This window comes from Sphingobacterium sp. UBA1897 (assembly GCF_002337775.1).
Taxonomy (GTDB): Bacteria; Bacteroidota; Bacteroidia; order Sphingobacteriales; family Sphingobacteriaceae; genus Sphingobacterium; species Sphingobacterium siyangense.
Genome location: NZ_DDGR01000018.1, coordinates 110656 through 130374, shown reverse-complemented (window position 1 = coordinate 130374; position 19719 = coordinate 110656). Strand labels below are relative to the sequence as shown.

Annotated in this window: 19 protein-coding genes and 1 tRNA gene; 10 read left to right on the top strand and 10 right to left on the bottom strand. The window is 40.8% G+C overall.

Annotation, left to right across the window (positions count from 1 at the left end; all coding sequences use genetic code 11):
- Positions 1 to 69: 69 nt before the first annotated feature.
- A complete protein-coding gene (locus B4N43_RS08875) occupies positions 70 to 1305 on the top strand; it encodes a glycosyltransferase (RefSeq protein WP_286734229.1) in 1236 nt (411 codons plus the stop codon).
- 3 nt (positions 1306 to 1308) lie between these two features.
- Here B4N43_RS08875 and B4N43_RS08870 read toward each other — a convergent pair whose 3' ends face one another.
- The gene (locus B4N43_RS08870) at positions 1309 to 2409 is read right to left on the bottom strand and encodes an MBL fold metallo-hydrolase (protein WP_286734227.1); all 1101 of its coding nucleotides are present in this window, start codon (positions 2407 to 2409) and stop codon (positions 1309 to 1311) included.
- Positions 2410 to 2417: 8 nt separating this feature from the next.
- Positions 2418 to 2954, bottom strand: a complete 537-nt coding sequence (gene dcd, locus B4N43_RS08865; protein ID WP_046673098.1) for a dCTP deaminase — start codon at positions 2952 to 2954, stop codon at positions 2418 to 2420.
- A gap of 119 nt (positions 2955 to 3073) precedes the next feature.
- Here dcd and B4N43_RS08860 point away from each other — a divergent pair, with 119 nt between their 5' ends.
- The 3 genes from B4N43_RS08860 to B4N43_RS08850 all read left to right on the top strand — a co-directional run bounded on the left by B4N43_RS08860 (position 3074) and on the right by B4N43_RS08850 (position 5516).
- Positions 3074 to 3715, top strand: coding sequence for a 4'-phosphopantetheinyl transferase family protein (locus B4N43_RS08860; RefSeq protein WP_070561499.1), 642 nt, complete (start codon positions 3074 to 3076; stop codon positions 3713 to 3715).
- A 110-nt stretch (positions 3716 to 3825) separates the two neighbouring features.
- Positions 3826 to 3897: transfer RNA gene (locus B4N43_RS08855), tRNA-Glu, on the top strand.
- Positions 3898 to 4205: 308 nt separating this feature from the next.
- Positions 4206 to 5516: a site-specific integrase gene (locus B4N43_RS08850; RefSeq protein ID WP_286709761.1), complete on the top strand. Its 1311-nt coding sequence runs from the start codon at positions 4206 to 4208 to the stop codon at positions 5514 to 5516.
- A gap of 75 nt (positions 5517 to 5591) precedes the next feature.
- On the opposite strand, the gene B4N43_RS08845 is transcribed toward B4N43_RS08850, so the two are convergent.
- The 4 genes from B4N43_RS08845 to B4N43_RS08830 form a co-directional block, all read right to left on the bottom strand.
- Positions 5592 to 6011, bottom strand: a complete 420-nt coding sequence (locus tag B4N43_RS08845) for a DUF6527 family protein (RefSeq protein ID WP_254667652.1) — start codon at positions 6009 to 6011, stop codon at positions 5592 to 5594.
- Complete coding sequence (locus tag B4N43_RS08840; RefSeq protein WP_070562519.1) at positions 5998 to 7152, bottom strand: ThiF family adenylyltransferase; 1155 nt, start codon at positions 7150 to 7152, stop codon at positions 5998 to 6000. The genes B4N43_RS08845 and B4N43_RS08840 overlap by 14 nt, the downstream gene beginning before the upstream one ends.
- Positions 7127 to 7828 carry a multiubiquitin domain-containing protein gene (locus tag B4N43_RS08835; RefSeq protein ID WP_070562515.1) on the bottom strand — a complete coding sequence of 234 codons (702 nt, stop codon included), beginning with the start codon at positions 7826 to 7828 and terminating at the stop codon, positions 7127 to 7129. Before B4N43_RS08835 ends, B4N43_RS08840 begins: the two co-directional genes overlap by 26 nt.
- A gap of 316 nt (positions 7829 to 8144) precedes the next feature.
- Positions 8145 to 8390 carry a DUF2188 domain-containing protein gene (locus tag B4N43_RS08830; protein ID WP_070562511.1) on the bottom strand — a complete coding sequence of 82 codons (246 nt, stop codon included), beginning with the start codon at positions 8388 to 8390 and terminating at the stop codon, positions 8145 to 8147.
- A gap of 141 nt (positions 8391 to 8531) precedes the next feature.
- On the opposite strand from B4N43_RS08830, the gene B4N43_RS08825 reads away from it, so the two are divergent.
- Entirely contained in the window at positions 8532 to 8888 is a 357-nt protein-coding gene (locus tag B4N43_RS08825; protein WP_070562509.1) for a helix-turn-helix domain-containing protein, read from the top strand.
- A complete protein-coding gene (locus B4N43_RS08820; RefSeq protein ID WP_070562506.1) occupies positions 8885 to 9799 on the top strand; it encodes an ImmA/IrrE family metallo-endopeptidase in 915 nt (304 codons plus the stop codon). Before B4N43_RS08825 ends, B4N43_RS08820 begins: the two co-directional genes overlap by 4 nt.
- 127 nt (positions 9800 to 9926) lie before the next feature.
- Here the strand turns inward: B4N43_RS08820 and B4N43_RS08815 are convergent, their stop codons facing one another.
- Entirely contained in the window at positions 9927 to 10235 is a 309-nt protein-coding gene (locus B4N43_RS08815) for a hypothetical protein (protein WP_070562502.1), read from the bottom strand.
- 31 nt (positions 10236 to 10266) lie between these two features.
- Positions 10267 to 11295 (bottom strand): hypothetical protein, encoded by a 1029-nt coding sequence (locus B4N43_RS08810; RefSeq protein WP_286734226.1) that lies wholly within the window; start codon positions 11293 to 11295, stop codon positions 10267 to 10269.
- 425 nt (positions 11296 to 11720) lie between these two features.
- Here B4N43_RS08810 and B4N43_RS08805 point away from each other — a divergent pair, with 425 nt between their 5' ends.
- The 4 genes from B4N43_RS08805 to B4N43_RS08790 all read left to right on the top strand — a co-directional run bounded on the left by B4N43_RS08805 (position 11721) and on the right by B4N43_RS08790 (position 15022).
- Positions 11721 to 12410 carry a hypothetical protein gene (locus tag B4N43_RS08805; protein WP_286734225.1) on the top strand — a complete coding sequence of 230 codons (690 nt, stop codon included), beginning with the start codon at positions 11721 to 11723 and terminating at the stop codon, positions 12408 to 12410.
- Entirely contained in the window at positions 12407 to 13495 is a 1089-nt protein-coding gene (locus B4N43_RS08800; protein WP_286734223.1) for a hypothetical protein, read from the top strand. The genes B4N43_RS08805 and B4N43_RS08800 overlap by 4 nt, the downstream gene beginning before the upstream one ends.
- A 400-nt stretch (positions 13496 to 13895) precedes the next feature.
- Positions 13896 to 14639 (top strand): MauE/DoxX family redox-associated membrane protein, encoded by a 744-nt coding sequence (locus tag B4N43_RS08795; protein WP_286734222.1) that lies wholly within the window; start codon positions 13896 to 13898, stop codon positions 14637 to 14639.
- A 26-nt stretch (positions 14640 to 14665) separates the two neighbouring features.
- Positions 14666 to 15022, top strand: a complete 357-nt coding sequence (locus B4N43_RS08790; RefSeq protein ID WP_286734220.1) for a hypothetical protein — start codon at positions 14666 to 14668, stop codon at positions 15020 to 15022.
- 54 nt (positions 15023 to 15076) lie between these two features.
- On the opposite strand, the gene B4N43_RS08785 is transcribed toward B4N43_RS08790, so the two are convergent.
- Positions 15077 to 16465, bottom strand: a complete 1389-nt coding sequence (locus tag B4N43_RS08785) for a RagB/SusD family nutrient uptake outer membrane protein (protein WP_286734219.1) — start codon at positions 16463 to 16465, stop codon at positions 15077 to 15079.
- Between the two features lie 20 nt (positions 16466 to 16485).
- Complete coding sequence (locus tag B4N43_RS08780; protein ID WP_286734218.1) at positions 16486 to 19704, bottom strand: SusC/RagA family TonB-linked outer membrane protein; 3219 nt, start codon at positions 19702 to 19704, stop codon at positions 16486 to 16488.
- Positions 19705 to 19719 lie beyond the last annotated feature (15 nt).

Below are 19719 nucleotides of genomic sequence, written 5' to 3'. Positions count from 1 at the left end.
AATCGTTTGAAAATGACTAATTGTTAATTTTTCGTCAATTCTTTTCACATTAATCAGTAATTTTCCTGCATGAAAGAGAAAAAGGTTTTGTTCATCGGACTTGTGTGGCCAGAGCCAACATCTTCAGCGGCGGGGTTTCGCATGATGCAATTAATTGAAACGTTCACTACCCGCTCTTATCACATTACATTTGCTTCGGCTGCTGCGAAGTCACCTTATAGTGCCCCTTTGCAGTCTCTCGGGATATATGAACAAGCAATAGTGCTCAATAGTAATAGCTTTGACGATTTTATTACTCAACTACAGCCCGATATTGTTGTTTTTGATCGTTTTATGGTAGAAGAACAATATGGTTGGCGCGTTGCCCAGCAATGCCCTAACGCACTTCGCGTACTCGACACGGAAGACTTGCATTTTTTACGCCAGGCGAGACAGGCGTCCGTCAAAAATAAAGGTGATTTCTCCTTTCAAGAGTTATTTACGGACACCGCTAAACGTGAAATTGCCTCTATTCTGCGAAGTGACCTCTCCTTGATTATCTCCGAATCCGAAATGAAGATTCTTATCGAAGAATTTCGAATTTCACCCGACATCCTCTATTACCTCCCTTTCCTGGAAAATGAGATCAGTTCTACTGAAATTAATCAATGGAAGCCCTTTGAAGAGCGTAAGAACTTATTATTTATCGGAAATTTTATCCATGAGCCGAACTGGCATACGGTTCAATATCTAAAAACACAAATCTGGCCCCAATTACGGAAGATGCTTCCCAAAGTAGAATTGCACATTTATGGTGCCTACGCAACCCAAAAAGTACTCCAGTTAAACAACTCTAAAGAGAATTTCCTGATCAAGGGACGGGCGGAATCTGCTCGCCTTACCATGGAAAACTACCGTGTACTGGTCGCTCCAATTCAATTTGGTGCCGGCGTAAAAGGAAAGTTTATCGACGCCATGCAAACCGGCACACCATCTGTCACCACGACAGTTGGAGCAGAAGCCATGAAGGGTAATTTGGACTGGAATGGTTTTATCGAAGACGATCCCGAAACTTTCTGCCGAAAGACAGTTGAGCTCTACGAAAACGAAGATCTTTGGAAAACGGCCCAAGAACATGGCATCCGTATTATCAACGAACGTTATGAAAAACGAAAGTATCAGGCCGACTTTATGACGAATCTATCTTTGTTAAAAGCGCAGATTGACAGGCACCGCCAACAAAACTTTATTAGTCAGATATTGTTGCACCACACGATGCAAAGCACAAAATATATGTCTTTATGGATTGAGGAAAAAAATAAATAGATTTTAGTTGACGTCACGCCACCAAGGCGCATATACTGTATCTAATCTATTAAAATGGATCATTTCCCCTAATTTTGGCGTAAGGAGAGTGATCTGTTCTTTGTTCGCTGTCTCGTAAAATTTCTCCATTGGCTCTTTCCAGTCGTGCATAGCCAACGCGAACTTAGAAGAATGAACGGGCAAAATAGCTTGAGCTTTCAGATCCTTCGTTTCAGCAGCCCATTCGTCAGGTAAGGAATGGATATAATGCCAGGCATCGTTATATTGGCCATTTTCCAAGATTGCTAAATCAAATGGACCGAATTGGTCACCTATCTTTTTGAAGTGCTTACCATATCCGCTGTCTCCACCCAAGAAAATAGTGTACTGGGAAGTTTTTAACACAAAGGATGTCCACAAGGTATTATTCCGTTTAAATCTTCGTCCCGAAAAGTGCCTTGCGGGTGTGAAGGTTACCTGAAAATCGGGCGCCAGTTTTATCTGGTCGTACCAATCACCCTCGATGATCTGATCGGCCTTATATCCCCAAGACTCAAAATGCGCCCCCACGCCAAGACCACAAATCACCTGACCGACTTTATCCCTCAATTTCACAACAGTCTCATAGTCCAGATGATCGTAATGATCATGAGAGATAAACAAATAGTCAATTTTCGGAAAAACCATCGTCGCATAGTCGACAGACATCTTAAATGCTTTATTGCTACCTGGGATAGGAGAAGCATTTTGGCTGAACACCGGATCAACCAATATTAATTTCCCATCTAATTTCATCAGGTAGGAGGAGTGACCAAACCAAATCAGAACGTCATCTACCGGAAGATGTGTTAAATCGCATTCCATAGCAGGCAATACGCTGATCGGTTTCAAGTGGGGATTTTTGTTGAAAAGGAAATCCCGCAGCAAAGAGGCCATATTGACATCGCCTTTCAACGACGGCGTTACTTCGAGATTATGAAAAATACCATTTTTAAAATTTGGTGACTGTTTCATCCGTTCCAGTCGAGCTCCTTTGAAACTTCCACCAAACATTGGATGAACAAAATAATAGAGTACTCCACTGATAAGAACAATCAATAGAGCCCCTAAAATAATCCATCCCATATTCCGCATCAGAAATTATTCTTCCACATCATGGACTCCACCGGGCGGATGGTCTTGCCATTGTATTTTGCGTTACCTTTGGTATTATAAAATGTTTCGATATCGCCTTCTACAGCAAAATAGATCAATTGTCCAATAGGCATTCCCGCGTAAACCCGAACAGGTTGGGCAACCGAAATTTCCAAGGTCCAGGTATTACAGAAACCGACATCACCTTTCCCTGCAGTTGCATGGATATCTATCCCTAAGCGACCAGTACTCGATTTGCCCTCTAAAAAAGGAACATGCTTATGCGTTTCGGTGTATTCTTGCGTAACGCCTAAATAAAGGGTATTGGGTTCCAATACAAAACCTTCTTCCGGGATTTCAAAATGCTGAATTTCATTGTGTTTCTTGGCATCAAGTACACGGTCTGCATACGTTGCCAAATATTTCCCCAAATGCACATCGTAGGAATTTGTTCCCAAACATTTACGATCAAATGGTTGAATGACAATACTGCCATTTTCAATCTCTTCGAGAATTCTTTTATCAGATAAAATCATGTGTATCAAAATAGCAAAAGCGTCAGGCAATGCTATACAAATTCAAAAATACAGTTCTCCCACTAATTTTACTTCATTTTTCAAAACAAAAATCTGCGATTTGTTTTTTAAATTTGGGTATGAGTCTAGTGTATCTACGTGAAATTGATAATCAAACCAAATTTGCAATTTGGCGAATTGAGGAATCGGACGACGATTTGCTGTCGAAACTTCAATTGGATGAACGTGAAAAAGCAAAATTGGGGTCCTTCAATAAAGGGAAAAGACGGTTACATTGGCTTGCCACACGTGTTCTCCTGCGAACCCTATTGAACACATCCCGCTATATCGAATGTCCTTCGGATGCAAATGGAAAGCCTTATCTCGCTAATTTTCCCCAAAAAATATCACTTTCACACTCATTTGATTACGCTGCAGCAATGATCAGTACAAAAGGTGAAGTTGGTATCGACATGGAAATCATCAAAACAAAAGTAGAGCGCATCCAACATAAGTTTCTAAAACCTGCGGAGCTTGCATTCATCGCGCAGGATGATAGCCGCTATGAGCAGCTTTATGCTTGCTGGTGCGCCAAAGAAGCAATTTATAAACTTCAAGGCAATGCAGGGGTTTCCTTCTTGAACAACATGACCATACAACCATTCGAATACCAAACGCAAGGCATATTAAAACTTGAACTCGACAGCGATCAAAACAAGCATATTTATGATGTACATTACGAGAAGTTCAATGAATATATGCTCGCTTACGCTGTAGAATAGGTCCTTTAAAAAAATAATTTTTCTCAATTTCAATGAATTAGCACACAGACAGCACTTTTTTTTTGTGCTTTTTGAAAAAGCTTCTATATTTGCATCATCGAAAACGATATGGCCCGTTCGTCTAGGGGTTAGGACGCAAGATTTTCATTCTTGAAACAGGGGTTCGATTCCCCTACGGGCTACAGATCTAAAAGTCAAAACATACAAAAGCCTGCAAATTAAACGTTTGCAGGCTTTTTTGTTTTTCAGCATTTACAAAACGTATAATAATTCCCAATAAAAAAGTGAGTCATTCAGTGAGTCATTTTCTTGGAGTTGACTACTCACTGAAAAGGGATCATCAATCTGATTGTCAGGTTGTTCAAATTCTAAACATCTTGATTCGTTTTAGTTGTAAGGCTAATTTTGCATCGCTGAAATTTGTTTTTCAGTGGTGATGCAGAGCTCGCCGCAAAGGCGGCTCGGTTTGTTTCACTTAAATGATGTTGTCATGAGTACAAATTATTCCTTGCTCTTCTATCTGAAGAAACCCAAAAATTATGTTAACGGTCCTAGGCCGATTTACATGCGGATTACCGTAGATGGTATCCCAAAAGAAGTCTCCACTGGACGGGAATGTGATCCGTCGAAATGGAACTCCAAAGCCAACCGTATGAAAGGCACAACAGAAGCTGTCAAAATCATGAACAGTTTTCTTGATACTCTCGTCAGCAAAGTAAGTACAATCCATACCGCTATGACGGCTGCCGCAGAGGAAATTACAGCAGAATCCATCAAACTAAGGTATCAGGGAAAGGATATTAAGCAAAAGCAATTCCTTGATGTATTTAGGGAACACAATATCCACATGGAAGCATTGCTCGGGAATGGATTCAAACCCAATACACTCAAAGGGTATAAAACCTCGCTTTCACATTTTGAAGGGTATTTAGAGAAAGAATTTAGACTCGCAGATATCGACACAAGGAAGATTGACCATGCTTTTGTCACAGGGTACGAATTCTTTCTGCGTTCCACGATGGGCTGTTCAGCCGTGTCGGCAGCAAAATACATGAAGCACCTTCGCAAGATCATCAAGATCTGTATTGCGCACAGATGGATAACGGATGATCCATTTGCCTTTTATAAGATCAAGGCGAAAGCTAAAGAGAAGGAATTTTTAACCGATGCGGAACTTCGGAGAATAGAGGAGAAATTATTCAAGATACCAAGACTTGCACATGTCCGCGATATCTTTGTCTTTTGTTGTTACACTGGACTTTCCTATGCCGACGTAAAGAAACTAAAATGGACCGATATCGCCGAGGGTGTGGACGGAAAACTCTGGATCTTTACCAGCAGGGAGAAAACCGAAACATCGTCAAATATTCCATTGCTTCCCAAGGCACTTGAGATCATTGAACGGTATCGTGATTATCCACCATGTGTGTCAAAGGATATGGTACTTCCTGTGCTGAGTAATCAGAAAATGAACAGTTATCTCAAGGAAATTGCAGACCTATGTGAGATCACCAAGGAACTAACCTTTCACAAATCACGCCATACCTTCGCTACTTCTGTGACGCTTGCCAATAGTGTTCCGATAGAAACCGTTTCCAAGATGCTTGGCCATACGGATATCAAAACCACACAGCATTATGCTAAGTTATTGGATAATAGGGTTGCTATTGATATGGAGAGACTGGAAAGAAAGATTGAAAGTAGGCCCTTGCAACTAAAAGAAACCGTTGTTAAGGCTTTATGTGCTCCAAAGGCTTTCTCTCTAATCAGTGTAGACCACAGGAAACAAAGTATTGCATAGGTTCATGTAACTGTTATAAGTAATAAAAATAAAGCCGAAGAACAGATCTTCGGCTTTATAGTAAAATCAAAAATTTTACAATCGAAAAAATTTGGAAATTTTCTGCCAGACAGTTAGTTTTGGATTTTTTTGATTGACAAGATCTTCTTTTATAGCGTCAAACGGTTCCCTAAAATAATCCTCCTTGCGGTTCTGATCATTTTTTCTGCCTAAATGGATTTCTTTTTCAGTCCATCGACCTGCAAATTCAATTTTGTTATTCTTTATCCAATAATGTGACTGACATTCAAAATTCCAATTTCCGATAGATGGATGAAGGGAAATATTTTTGCCATTAAATGTCAATCTCCAATCTGTTGGAGACATTGGTGTTACAACCTGGCTTCCACAGCCACACGCGCACTTATGTATCGCGGTACAGTATTCGATTGAGATGTATAGAGTACCTTCCTCTACATTTTCCGGGATGAATTCAACAAATTTATGCTGGAACATCTTCATTGAAAATTTTAGATACGCTAATTGAGTAGGAGCTGTGATGTTCATTCTCCAGATCAACATAAATTCCAGATATCTTTTTCCATTTCAGAACAGCAAAAACTGCGTTCAATGCGTTCAATTCAGCGATCTGAATATTCGTGGTATATTCGTTATTGTCCGAGTCTTCCGAAAATATACGGAGGGGTAGATGGTCATTTTTATTCCGGTTAGCAGAAGTAACTCTTACGGCGCCAGTAAGTTTGTCGTCAACAACATTAACCCCTAAGCCTACATCAGAAAAAGCAACGCCTTTACTAACTAAATAATCTGTTATTATTGCCCTCGCCGTATTTTTGTCAACACATACAAATACATAATCCATTTGGTCCAGCTCCCGTAAATTTTCTTTTTTTAAGTAATAGTCATGAACATGGATAAATTTATGCATGTTTGAGTACAGCTTTTGATAGTATACAACTTTTCTCGGGCCTTCACTCAGGTCGTTCATTGATGCTGCACCTGGAGAACGGAAAGCATTATGCTGATCAAAACTATCCCCGTCGAACAGATGGATTTCTTTAACCGGCGTTTTCGCTACCATATCCAAAATATAAGCTCCGGTACCACCCAGACCAATAATGGCTATTTTCTGCCCCTCTAACTTTGTGTTAATCATTTCTATATTTGCTCGGCTCGAATTGGTGTCAATGTACTGAAACACTGTTTCGTTAGCACTGTCCGCTATAACCTTAAAAGTCTTTTCCGTGACCAAAGGATCCAGATATTTAGCTGGTGCCGAGATGATATCCGTATACCTTTTAACCTTTTCGTAGTAATTAGGATATCCACCTGCGGGTTTATTGGAAAAAGACCGATTTACTGTAATCTCATTATTTAGTACAGCATTGGCATTGTTATGTTGAATAGCTGTGATAAATTCGCCGTTAACATCACACGGATTATCTCCTATAAAACTAATGACATGATCTTGAATATTATGTAACGTCGTTACTAAAGTCCCATATTGAATCTGTTTAATTTGGTTGACAAAGGGTATATGGTGGATAAGTAAATATCCACCACGCACCTCGATCTCATATCCTTCGTCACGTAGACGTTTAAGGTCTTGACTATGATTTATCAGTTGCTGTGACATCGAACACCATTTTATTTTTGACACGAACTACTGAACCTTTAACCATAGTGCCTTCTGGTTTAGGCTCCCAACCTCTGCTGTAAGTAACTGTATATCCTCTATTTGGACTATCATCATATGAACCAAAAGCCAATACGGCCAATTGCTCAAAGGAAATGTTTATTTCACTCCATTTATGGGGGCGAGCATTCACAATTATTGTAACTTCTTTCGGTGTTGGTTTAGAGAAAAATTTCTCCTTACCCGGACGGGCTAAATCAACTATTTCATCATCCAAGATTTGATCATCCTGCCAGCCTTCCTTGATATCAAGAAAAATATCATCCTCAGCTGGTATGCTTGCCAACTCCCTTATCTGAATACCCCTGATGTATTGCTTGTACCAGGTATAGGGCTTGTCGTTTATAAAGAATGCGAGCTTTTTCTTTACAAAGAAATATTCCCTTTCCGGCCTTGCAAGGTTAACCTGTTTCTCGTTTTCAATAAGCTCGTCCCGATAGGGTTTGCAGATTGATAAAAACAGCTCTGTATCCAAAGGTATTCCTGCTAGCTGTTTTAACTCTACTCCTGTTTTGTACTGGTCAAAAGTTTCGTACTCTTTACCTTCTATTACAAACTTGAGCGGTACTTTTGAAGTAGGGGAATGTTGCTCCCCTTGATGATTATTTACTTTCATCGTAATTTAAATTTTGATATTAACTAATTAATAATTGCTTATTGCTAATCGTTTCAGCAATAAAATAGGGCTTGCCCTGTAACAGTCGTTAAATAAGATGCAATTGAAATTTATTATATTAATACCAGGCCCAACAACTGACTTCATGCAGGCTGCCGGTTTAAAATCACGAAAAGCTTGTTTATTTCAAATAAAGAGGGTAATTTTGGACTGCAAAAACATTACCACCGAAAGCCTTGCAGGGCTTTTTTTCTCTGAAAGAATCAAGCCAGGTGATTTTCGCCTGGTTTTTATTTTCATAAATCTCCTTACCTCATTAAAATTTTGTGTCTTTAATTGTACTTGGATCATTTCCGGGTTTTACCGTATCGCTATCCCTGATAGGTCCGGCATTTGGCCGATGTATCCGAACTTCACCGCCACCGTTATTCGATGAAAACTGTTTTGCAAGTTGTTCTGCCTGCTTCTGGGTACTGACAATAGCAGACGCCTTTTTGCCCCCCTCTTTTTGGACATTCCATCCGTCCTGTCCTTTTTTCTGTGTCACATGGTAATTCGCCATAATTTCTCTGTTTTTAAACTTATAATATTACAAAGCTATAAAATCTAAATATATCAAGCAAATGTTTTTGTATATTTAGATTTGGTTTAGATTTACGCTTGACATTTCAAGATTTTTTTTATCTTTGTAAAAAGAATAGTAATGATGAGTTCACTAGGCATAACATTGAAAGATGCAAGAAAAAATGTAGGGCTTACATTAAGACAAGTGGAAGAAATGACAGATATTTCTAATGCTTACTTGAGTCAATTAGAAAATGAAAAAATAAAAAATCCGTCTGTTAATATTTTATCCAAACTTTCATCTTTATACAAGGTATCATTAAAAACGCTCCTTTCAAATGCGAAATTGATCGATAAGAACGAAGCCCGGCAGGAAGAGATTAATTTAAGCTTTGCACAAAAAATAGCTTTTCGAGCAGAGGATTTAACGGAGGAAGAACGTAATGATGTTCTAAAATATTTGGAATTTATTAAATCGCGGAAAAAAGGGCTATGATTGATGAATTTACCCGAAAGGAAATCGAAAAAATATCTCATAACCTTTTAAAAGAGAGCAAGTCATTTGATATTTTCCCTACGCCGGTTGACAAGATTATATCGTATTCAAATTTTGCGATCGATAATAATGTAGATTTAAAAAATGTAGATACGTCATTCTTTAGCCTATTAAGGGAGAAATTAATAAATCCGTCAAAAAAGGCATTACAAAGCGCACTATCTAAGATAAAAGGCATTTTTGACAGAGAGGATAAAATCATATACATAGACTCAGATCTTGATAAAAATGTGGGTAAAAAGAACTTTGTCAAATTACATGAAATTGGTCACGGTGTTTTATCCTGGCAGAATGAGATTATGTTAGCGTTGGATAATGACGAAACTTTATGCGAAGAGTATGAGGAGCAGTTTGAAGCTGAAGCCAATTATTTTGCTTCTATTACATTGTTTCAACAAGAACGTTTTTATGAAGAATGCCAAAAATTGAATCTCGGGCTGGGAGCGGTCATGGCATTGAGTAAAAAATTTGGTTCTTCGGTTCATTCAGCCTTTAGAAATTATGTACTGCAATCAAAAAACAGATGTGCACTTCTTGTACTGAATCACCCTATTAATGAAAATGGTTTTACCAATGTACTAACCACAAGAGATTTATTCTATTCTAAAGCATTTCTCCGAGAATTTGGAGAATTAATGCTCCCAAATGAATTCGGTTTTAAATGGGCATTTGTACAAGACTTTAAATTCCAAAAAAAATTCCACGAGAAAGGAGCAATTTCACTAACAACTCAAGAAGGGGAGGAAATTAGTGCAGGCTATCATTTTTTCAACAATACTTATAATAGTTTCGTTTTTATCTTCCCTAAAGGTGAGAAAAATAAGGCAAGAACTAAAATTATAATTCAATAACTAAGATTAAATAGGCGGTTAGTTCAAGGCATATTGTGAAGAACACGCGATATCTGTTTTGGAAATTATATTCTTTCCAAACTTAAAGGCTCCAATTGCTATGTTTACTTAATTAGCGAACGCTACACTACTCTATCGAATAATTCCAGTTTCCTAACGCTCCGGGTATTTCCCAAGACTTGGCTTTGTCCTTATAATTATTAAAGTGCCCTTTTTCCCATGTGGTAATATGGTACCCCTTGCAGAATTTACAATAATAAGCCCTTTTGCAGGCATCTTTACCCATCCGGTGTTTGATACGTTTACCATCCAGCTTGTTTCTCACCCGCGATCTGAACTTAAAATGAAGCATTGCCCATTGCGCTTCGATTAAAGAAGGAAACCCAACTTTACCAGTAGCACGGCATTTCCAGGTATTGTCCCTTACTCTTTCCATAATCTATCCATTAAAGTTTACCTATTCTATTTTATAACTCCTTTTCTATTGGTACCTGCAACATGACCCATTCCCGGATATGTTTTGCAATCTTATCGGATACCTCAAAATTATACCGCCCCTCAAACGGTATTTTGAGCACAATACGCAACCTACCCCGTTTCAACCCGTGACAAGCCTGGATCATATCCAATGGTATGGCCTTGTCCCGGTCTATCTTCTGTACAAAGCCCTTCGTAATATTTACAACTTCCTTTAAGCTGCGCTGCTCGCCACAGGTCAGATTTTCATTCATTGCATTTTTCAGATAAAGGCTGACGATGCTATTTTTAAACGTAAAAATCCCTAAATCTTTATACAATATCTTTTGTGACAGGATTTTATTATTGAGCAGGAATACTTCCTTCTCCACATCAATGGATTTGACCTGTACTAAGTCCATTTCATCCATAGAATCGACGTCCTTATCTTCCTCAGCTGTCTCCAGAATCTCCTTCAGTTCCTCTAGATCCGGAGAAAACAACTCGAACTGCTCCTCAAGATTTCTCATTTTTAACTGTTGCTGCAGGATAGTTTCTTTCTGTTCCAAAATCAACTTTCTCTGCCTTTGATTAATAGCGACATAGAAATAAACTATATAGCACATATTCAGGACGAAAATTCCGCTAAATATGACCATTAAAGGAAATAGCAACCATTCATCCTTAGCCAGTTGATCGGGGCCTATGATCCAAAACAGCAAAAGTGACGGTAATATGCAGCAAAATAACAATTGGCTAGCGGCGCGTTTTTCTGGGGTAACCAGCCAGTTTTGCCTTTTGTCCAATATCACGATAACCAATCGTATATAATAGAAAATTATCGCTACAATCAATACAAAAAATAGATAGCTATAGGTGACAGGCCAGTCTAAAAGCCATTCCGCCAAAGCTCCACGGTACCCCAGATACCAACAGAATCCCCCAAAAACGAAGGATGCGATCAATTGCCAAATCCCATCGGGATACTGCACGGTCAATTTTCTATTATCCAGATATCTATTTTCGTTAAAACTTTTCATGTACAAACGACATTTTAAAAAATGCTATCAAAACCTACATATTTATCAGATTTATATCTTCTTTCTGTATATCTTTCGTCTATCAGGTTCATCCGACATTACCTAGCTACCTATCGCCGGAGAACTGCCGCTAAAAACTCCCCTGTTGAGGAAATTTTTGTTATATAAATTTAGCCAATTATTTATTAAACAATACCCATCTACCTTAAATCGATGCTTTTATGTCCTTCTCCGGTTCAAATAATTCCCCTTCCGGATGAAAATTTAATCCTGTATTGTCTTAAATTCCTCTTTCGTTGTAAGGAAATCAGCTCTCATTGTAAAAAATTGCCCTTCATTGAAATGATGGGGATATTCACTATTATTTCGTGCTATAGTGGGTAAATTTAAAGAGTAAAACTTCACTGATTATTAAACTATAGATCATGAGGACGATAAAGAAAATACCATTCAGCCGTAATTATGTATTTATTGCAATAGCTGTATCGATTACCTTGTATGGGCTTTTTGGAGCAACGACGCAAGAGCAGTGCTTGTACAGCATCGGTATTCTGGTATTGTTCATCCCTTTTTTAGAAATCCGAGGCCAAGAGCGCGTCATGCAGCTTTTTGTTATCTTTTTTGTCTGTATCCAGGCCAGTAGTATTGCTTTATTTGACCGTCTAACCTATCAGCTACTGATCAGCTCGCAACCATTTTGGGCTGCAGTAAAGAAAGGCGTACCGATAGCTTTTATTGTCTGCGCGATGGCGCATCTGTTTTTCTGGAGAAAAACAAACCTTGTCAAACTTTATGGGATCCAATTTCCCATTATGATAATTGCATGTACCTGGTATATCCGTATGCTGCTGATCATAGCTAATTGCCAGCATATCCCAAATGCAAAAGCTGTACGCATACCTGCCATTGTTAGCCAAAAATGCCCCGCTTGCTGTGACATATACGAACTGTGGTTTTCGTTCAGGTATGAAGGCCAGGAAGAAAAGGTTTCCATTAATGTAGGGCCCAAACTACATGAGCAGACCAATGAGGGAGATTCACTCATACTTCAGATGCATCCCGGGATATTTGGCTGGCCATGGTACCACAAAGATATCAAAAGGAGGTATAGATGATCGTAAGTTTACAAAAGTTAACAATACTCATAGAAGCCATAGTTCATCTGAAGAACACGGATATCCCAAAGCTTTTTTGTGAAATCACAGAGGCCTGCAATAATAATTTTGCACTCGCGCTAGAGGCGTACCGAGAGATCATCAAAGTTGAGAATGCCTGTCAGGCCATACGGTTATACCACACGCAATTGTTGCGGCTACACTCTTTACTGAACAACTACTGTAAAGAGTGTAAAATTGAAAATGCTACAGCACTATTTGCCCTGGAAGAATTACTTGGGCGAATCGAACATCTCTTTAAAAAAGATATTGATCCCTGTACGCCGCTGCCGGAGCATTATTACCTGAGGATGCATGAATATATATATGCAAATATGCCCTTTATCCTGGATAGGTTAGCTCAGAAAAACATACCGAAAGCCTATCTCACCGAGATCCATTCTGCTATGGACAGCCTATTTGAAAATGGCAAGATTCCCTATATTCAATACCGACATCAGGATTACCTACTCAAAATGATCGAATCACTGCGCCAATTGGCCGACGACAAACGCCAGAGTAAAAACTGGCATTACCGCTTTTTGATTCTGATGGTCAACTTCAATTTTAACCACATGGGCTTCTTCAACCGCTGGAAAGAACTGTACAATTCAGACCCATCTTTTATGGATGCCCTGTTACGCTTCCCAAAACATTTCTCCTGTATCCCGGACTTTGCGTATGATAGCAACCGTAGGAGCCTGCTCAAGTTGATGCGCGAGTACATGGAGGATGAAAAAATCTCTCCATCAGCAACAATGCAGGATTATCCCCAACAATTTATTCAAAGCAATTTTAATGGCAAAGAGCTCAAACTTTGGATGCATATATCTGTTAAGGCGAACATTATGTGGTCGTCAGAGAAAAAAGAAGTTGCCGAAGTGTTTTCCAGGCTCGTCAAAACACGGGAAGGCACCTTACTTTCTGCGCATAGCCTGACCAGGATGGACAAAAGCGCTGAGTTTCATACTGCTCTCCGTATCCGCAAGGTATTGAATACGATGCTTGACGAACTGAATAGACAGTTTCCTGACTTAAATAAATAAAACACAAAAATTTAAAAAACAGGGGGTATTCCACCGCTACACCACCTAAACGTGTTCATTCTACTCATCAAAAACAGTCCTGATTATGCGATAACCGACTGTTTCCCCAAGAATTTTCTCCCCGCTTTTTGCCGCATAATACATCTTCATTACATCCCACAATTCATTTAGATCGAATAGAGGCAGGTGCACTTTCTAAATTAACCATTTCACTACACCTGCACCGGCCTATTTTCCATACTACCTTTGTTTTACCGCGTACGAGAAAGTAGAAGCTGACGCTCAGGCAGGCCGCTGTATCCACTGGAGGGACAGGTACGGCGCCCTGTTTTTGAAACGAGGAAAAATAATATAACAAGGGAAAGAAATAATAAATACTGCAATACAAATAATAAAGGCTATGGAAGGGAATAAAATTGGCAACATTATATATAAGTTCATCCGGGCAGCAATGATACTTTTTTGGGTCTATGTGGGGATGGAGAAACTCTGGCAGCTCAGTACATTCAAGATCGCCCTGGAGCAGCAGCCCCTGATCAGTTATCTGGCTCCGGTCCTCTATTGGCTACTTCCGCTTATAGAAATCGGTGTTGGTGTATTACTGGGGATGCCATCAGCAAGGCTGCGCGGATGGGGATGGAAAGTTTCGACCCTACTGATTATCGTTTTTAGTATCTATATCGGTCTGGGGGTATTGAATTTATACGAAAAGAAACCTTGTATGTGTACCAGCTTTCTCAGTAATATTTCCTGGACAACGCATTTGATCTTTAATCTCATTATTCTTGGCCTATCGATAACTGGATGGTTATTGCACTACACAGCTGCCAAATATGGTGAGCATACCTTGACTGGTAATACAAACATCGTATTATTCGTGATAGGCTTTCTGGCAATGGGAGCCATTATATATGGGAACATAAACGTCAAACGGATAAATGAAAGCTGGTGGTATACACCTGATAGCATTTACGATTATCAACAGCCCAATACTGCCAGCGGGAATGCAAAAGGTTTGCTGGCATTCACATACGATCGGTACACAGAACCGTACCGACAATTATTTACCAAAAGTTTGCAGGCCAAGAACTTTACTAATCAATTATTGGCTTGCAATGCAGAAAGGAGGGTAGCAATATGCTAACCAAATTTTTAAACAATTATGGCTACATGATATTAGGAGGAGCCATGATTATCGGATTCTCAGCATTTAAAGGTGCTGAGGCTTATGCAGGAAAAAGTTTAGCTCCTGTAACTGTTTATTTCAACGGAGATCCATTGGTTGCCTCTCAGGTTGCTGATGAGTCGCGCTGGACAACTACGCCTAATGGGCATAGTTGTAATACCACCGACAACAAAGCCTGTTCGCTTCCAGTTGACAATACGGACTTGAGCGGATCGGCCTTAAATCCAGCAAAAATTTCAATGGATGCTATCCCCGGTGCAGCTGGCGCTGCGTCAGGTTATATTCCGCAACGAACCGGAGGATCGAGTTCGACTCCCTTCAATCCCGTAAACCGAAATTAAACAGTTCCTCAAAACATCAAAGCCCCCCTATATGGGAGGCTTTGGTTGTTCTATTCAAAGTGGGTTTTGTTCCATTCCCGTCAAGCGAATGATATCATCCGGCAATGGCAAAGCATATCGGTTTGCATTAGGCTCCAACCGATACTCCTTTCCAGCCAAAAACCGTATTTGTACAATATTCGCCCTTTCAAGATTCAGGCGTTTGATGTCCATCCACCTAAGACCCCTAAAGATCAATTCTTTTCGTCGTTCTGTTAATATCAGGCTGAGTACATCCGCTGCGACAGTCAACTGATAAGGCTTAAAAGTTCCGTTTTTATAGCGTGTAGCCAGTAGCTTGTTCAGGTCGGCCTGTGCTTCCACTAGCTTGCCCGCCCGTGCAAGGCATTCCGCCCGAATAAGAAACACCTCATCTACCGCAATCCCGCCAAATGGCGATACTGTTTCCCAAGCGCTGGAAGCCACGGCATAATTCCCTTTAAATGCTTGATAGCCATTAACACCGGATTTAAAATAAACCTGCTTCCTGAGATCATTGGCATCAAACGAGTCATACAATACTGTGTCCATCTGAGCAATACGAATCAAGGGAGTACCATTGGAAGTCTGTTCATAATAGCCTACAATTTCCTTATTGTATCGTAAAAACGGATTTGTACCTGTCAGATCGACCTCAGCACGATCATTAAAGTCCATCAGATCATTTTTGATCTGGAGCATTTTATCTGCATAATGATAGGCCGAATCATATTTTGCCATCGATAGGTAAGCCCGGGCTAGTAAACCATAAGCAGTCGCTTTTGAGGGACGCATCACATGTGCACTCTTCTGTGGCAATAGATCCGAGGCGCCGCGTAGATCATTCAGTAAGGCCTCATAGCAGGCCAATACCGAAGAGCGCTTTGACTTTTCGTTCATATCCGAAGAGTTGCGCAGCACAATCCCTTGATCCGACGCAGCTGTTGTACTGTGGAAAGCCTTAGCATAATTCCACAGTAAGGATAGGTACTGATTCGATTTTGCAAATAAAGCCGTCCCCTTGATTTTATCATAGTCCGACGCATTTGCAGCTGTTCGCTCAATCTTGCCCAAACGCTCCAAAACTAAGTTGGAGATATACACTGGCGCATAACCTGCCGACCAATCGTTACTAAAGTTATACACATTATTTCGCCAGGTATAATTTAAACGATCCATATCTGTCTGCATATCCAGTACAGACTGCTCCAAAAAATAATCATCTGCTGAGATCTCCCCCATCGATCCAATTCCCCGGTTCATCGTTAGCGTATTATCCAGTAATTTTTGCAGGTCTTCCAGCGTTTTGGGGACCACCAACCCATCGTTGGATTGAATGTCCAGATACTTGCTACAGGAGCTATGCAATAACAGCATGCCAATGATACCCAGTAAGATTGACAGCCCTTTTTTTATCTTTTTCATATTGATTCGGTTGATCAAGTCTAATATTCCAGTTGTATACCCAGTGAAAACTGTTTTGAAGGACGCAGCCTATAAGCAAATTCAGGATCAATTTTTTCCTTATTGGCACACCATATCATCCCTAAATTGCTGGCATTAGTAAATAGCCGAAGATTCACTTCCTTGGCCATGACCTTATAAGATTTTTTCCAGCTGAGGTTGATATATTCCAGCCGTAGGTGATCTCCCTTTAATACATTGATGCTCGCCCTGGCGTAAAAAGCATCCGCATCGGTCGATACCGGATAATTCATGGCCGGTACATCCGTTATCTGTTCGTCACCGGGCTTTTGCCAGCGCTGCTCAAAATCCGGATAGGCTATCCCTGACTGAAACAGCGTATAGTAACTGGTTGTGGGCTTATTGAAATAATAACCGCCCTTATAGCTCAAGTTGACCGAAAGATCAAAATCACGAAACGAAAAGGTATTGATCAGGTTACCAAAATGGGTTGGCTTGGCAGGGCCGATATAGGTGATCGTCTCGTTGCCCATTGGGTTCATGGATGCTGATCTAAATATGGCGGTATAATCTGAGCTTGCCCGGCCATCCAACAATCCCTGTGGCATTCCCTGATTGTTGAGCCCCATCCATGTATATGCTGCAAGCGCATTGAGCGGAAGACCGACGACTGGATTTATCCGATTACCATCAGCCAGAAAATATACTAAACCTTCATTCAGATTACTATAATAGGCGGTCGTTTTATTCCTATTGATCCCCAGCAAAAGATTGCTGCTCCACCTGAGTGAGCCGACTGTATTTATCGAATTCAGCTTGATATCCCAGCCCTGGCCCTGCATTTCCGCAACGTTCTTTACGATCGTTCCACTATTTCCCCATGTCGTGTAATCGTATGCAGTCTGGCCGTAGAGGTCTTTACCATATTTTCGGTAATGGTCGATAGACCCAGATAAGCGGCCTTTTATGATTGAAAAATCAGCGCCAAAATTGAGCATGCCCACTTTCTCCCATCGCAGCGAGGGATCGTTCAGATTGGAAATACCCAGCATAGGATATAAGGTATAGCGGTCTGTCCCACTCCCGGCAATCGGTTCGGGCGTCTTGCGGAGATCAACATTACCGCTATAGCCATAGGTAACCCTGAGCTTGAGTGCGTCTATCCAGTCCACCTTAAAAAACTCCTCACGGTCGATTTGCCAGGACGCACCCACAGACCATAGCGGCGACCATTTGTCGTTGGTGGTTGCTCCAAAGATATTGGCACCATCTTTTCTAAAACTTGCAGACAGGCCGTATTTATCACGGTACAGATCAGTCCAGTTGCTATAGAGGGAAACAAAACGATTTGTCGTTTTTGTAAACATGGGCGCACCCACAATGTTTAAATACAGATTGTCCGGTACCGTGGCAAATGCAGTCAGGTAATCCACAGGCACCGAGGTGAGCGGTACTTCATTATAGCCATACGCGGTATTTGAACTTCCCGACGACTGATTTTCCCGAGCCTCTGCTCCGACTATACCTTGTAGACGATGCTGGCCAAAGGTTTTGTTAAAATCCAGCTGTGTCCTTACTGTGTACGATCTCCCCTGTTGCTGGTCCAGGGCACGGATAGCGCCCATGGGTACATTATAATTGCGCTGCCCACTTACCGGATCAACAGTCATAAATTGATTGATTTTTAAGCGCGTAAAATAACTGTCTTTTTCATGCAGGTTTTCGCTATCGACACGCTGATCCTGCCATTGAAAGCCCACATTGGCACTTAAGAAGTCAAATAATTGGTAGCGCAAACCAGCCGTCGCAAATAACTCGTTCAGATGATCTGTTTTCCGGTCGTACTTATAATCCTGCAAAGGGTAGTATCCCCAGTCCAGGTAGCCATCTGCATAATGCTGGTCGAGATAAGTTTTGCTGTACATGCTTTCAAACGGAGTTTCGTTCCCGCCGGCATCTCTAAAATAGAGATACGGCACAGATTTACCCACAGTATTAAAAGTCGAAAAATCAGGTTTTCCAGACCGGTCATGCTGCTGGGTAAAATTGACTGTAAAATCTAATTGCATCTTTTCTATAGGTCTGTAGCTGTTGGAAAAGAGCAGGTTTATTTTTCGTGACCGTGCATCCAGATTTGTACGGTCTGTCGTATAGCCTACGCCCAATCCATAGGCGTTTGAGTTGCTACCCCCATTGATATGCAAGGAAAGCTGATTGGAAAAAGCGGCACCGTAAAAGCTATCTGCAAAATTGCGGCGGCCATCCTGACCGGCAAGCCAATCGATCATACGCGCCGAATCTGTCGCTGTGACGAGTCCCTGTTTTCTACCACTCAGCAGATTGATCACTGGAGTCATCGCATAATAAGGCAGATAATTAAGGAAAGTATCATAATATCCACCGTCAAATAACATACGCTCTACTTCGATAAAATCCCGGGAAGATGGCTGGTAGAGCTGATTTAGATCAGGCTTCTGTCGGATAATGGATGTGTTGCTGAACGAGATCTTCGCTTGCCGAGCCAAGCCGATACCTCCTTTTTTAGAGGTCATGACAATTACCCCATTGCCCGCCCTCGCTCCCCAGATGGCACTGGCAGCAGCATCTTTTAATATCGAAACCGATTCAATGTTATTTGGGTCAATATTTTCGATTGCCCCCTCGTAGATAAAACCATCCAATACGACCAGCGGATCAAGGTTGCCATTTATTGTACTCAGCCCACGCACTGAAAAATTCAGTTTCTGAAGATCCGGGTTATTGATCGGCTGGTTATCAAAGCGGATACCAGCGGTTACATTATTCAAACGCTGCAGCACATTTAACCCCGTCTGTTGCCCCAGCAAGTCACTGGAAACAACTTCGACGGCCCCCGTGATATCACGCGCCTTTATGGTCTGATATCCCGTACTGACCAGTGCCTCCTCCAGGTATTTTACCTGTCTCTCTAGAAACAGCGGCGTTTCACGATCAAAGAAACTTACCGCCACCTTTCTCTCTAAAAATCCCACACTGGAGAATACCAGTGTATCTTTCAGACTCTGCACCTTTATTTTAAATTTTCCATCCGAGTTACTACGACCGAACGTTCCCTTTCCCATCACCCGGACCGTTACTCCCGGGAGCGGCTGTTTATTTTCACCCGAATAGACCTGACCTGAGACCAGCAAATTATCTTGCTGTGCATGCGCAAAAAAATTACAGCACAGTATAAGGACTAATAAATAGTATATCTTCATAACAATACGTCTTTC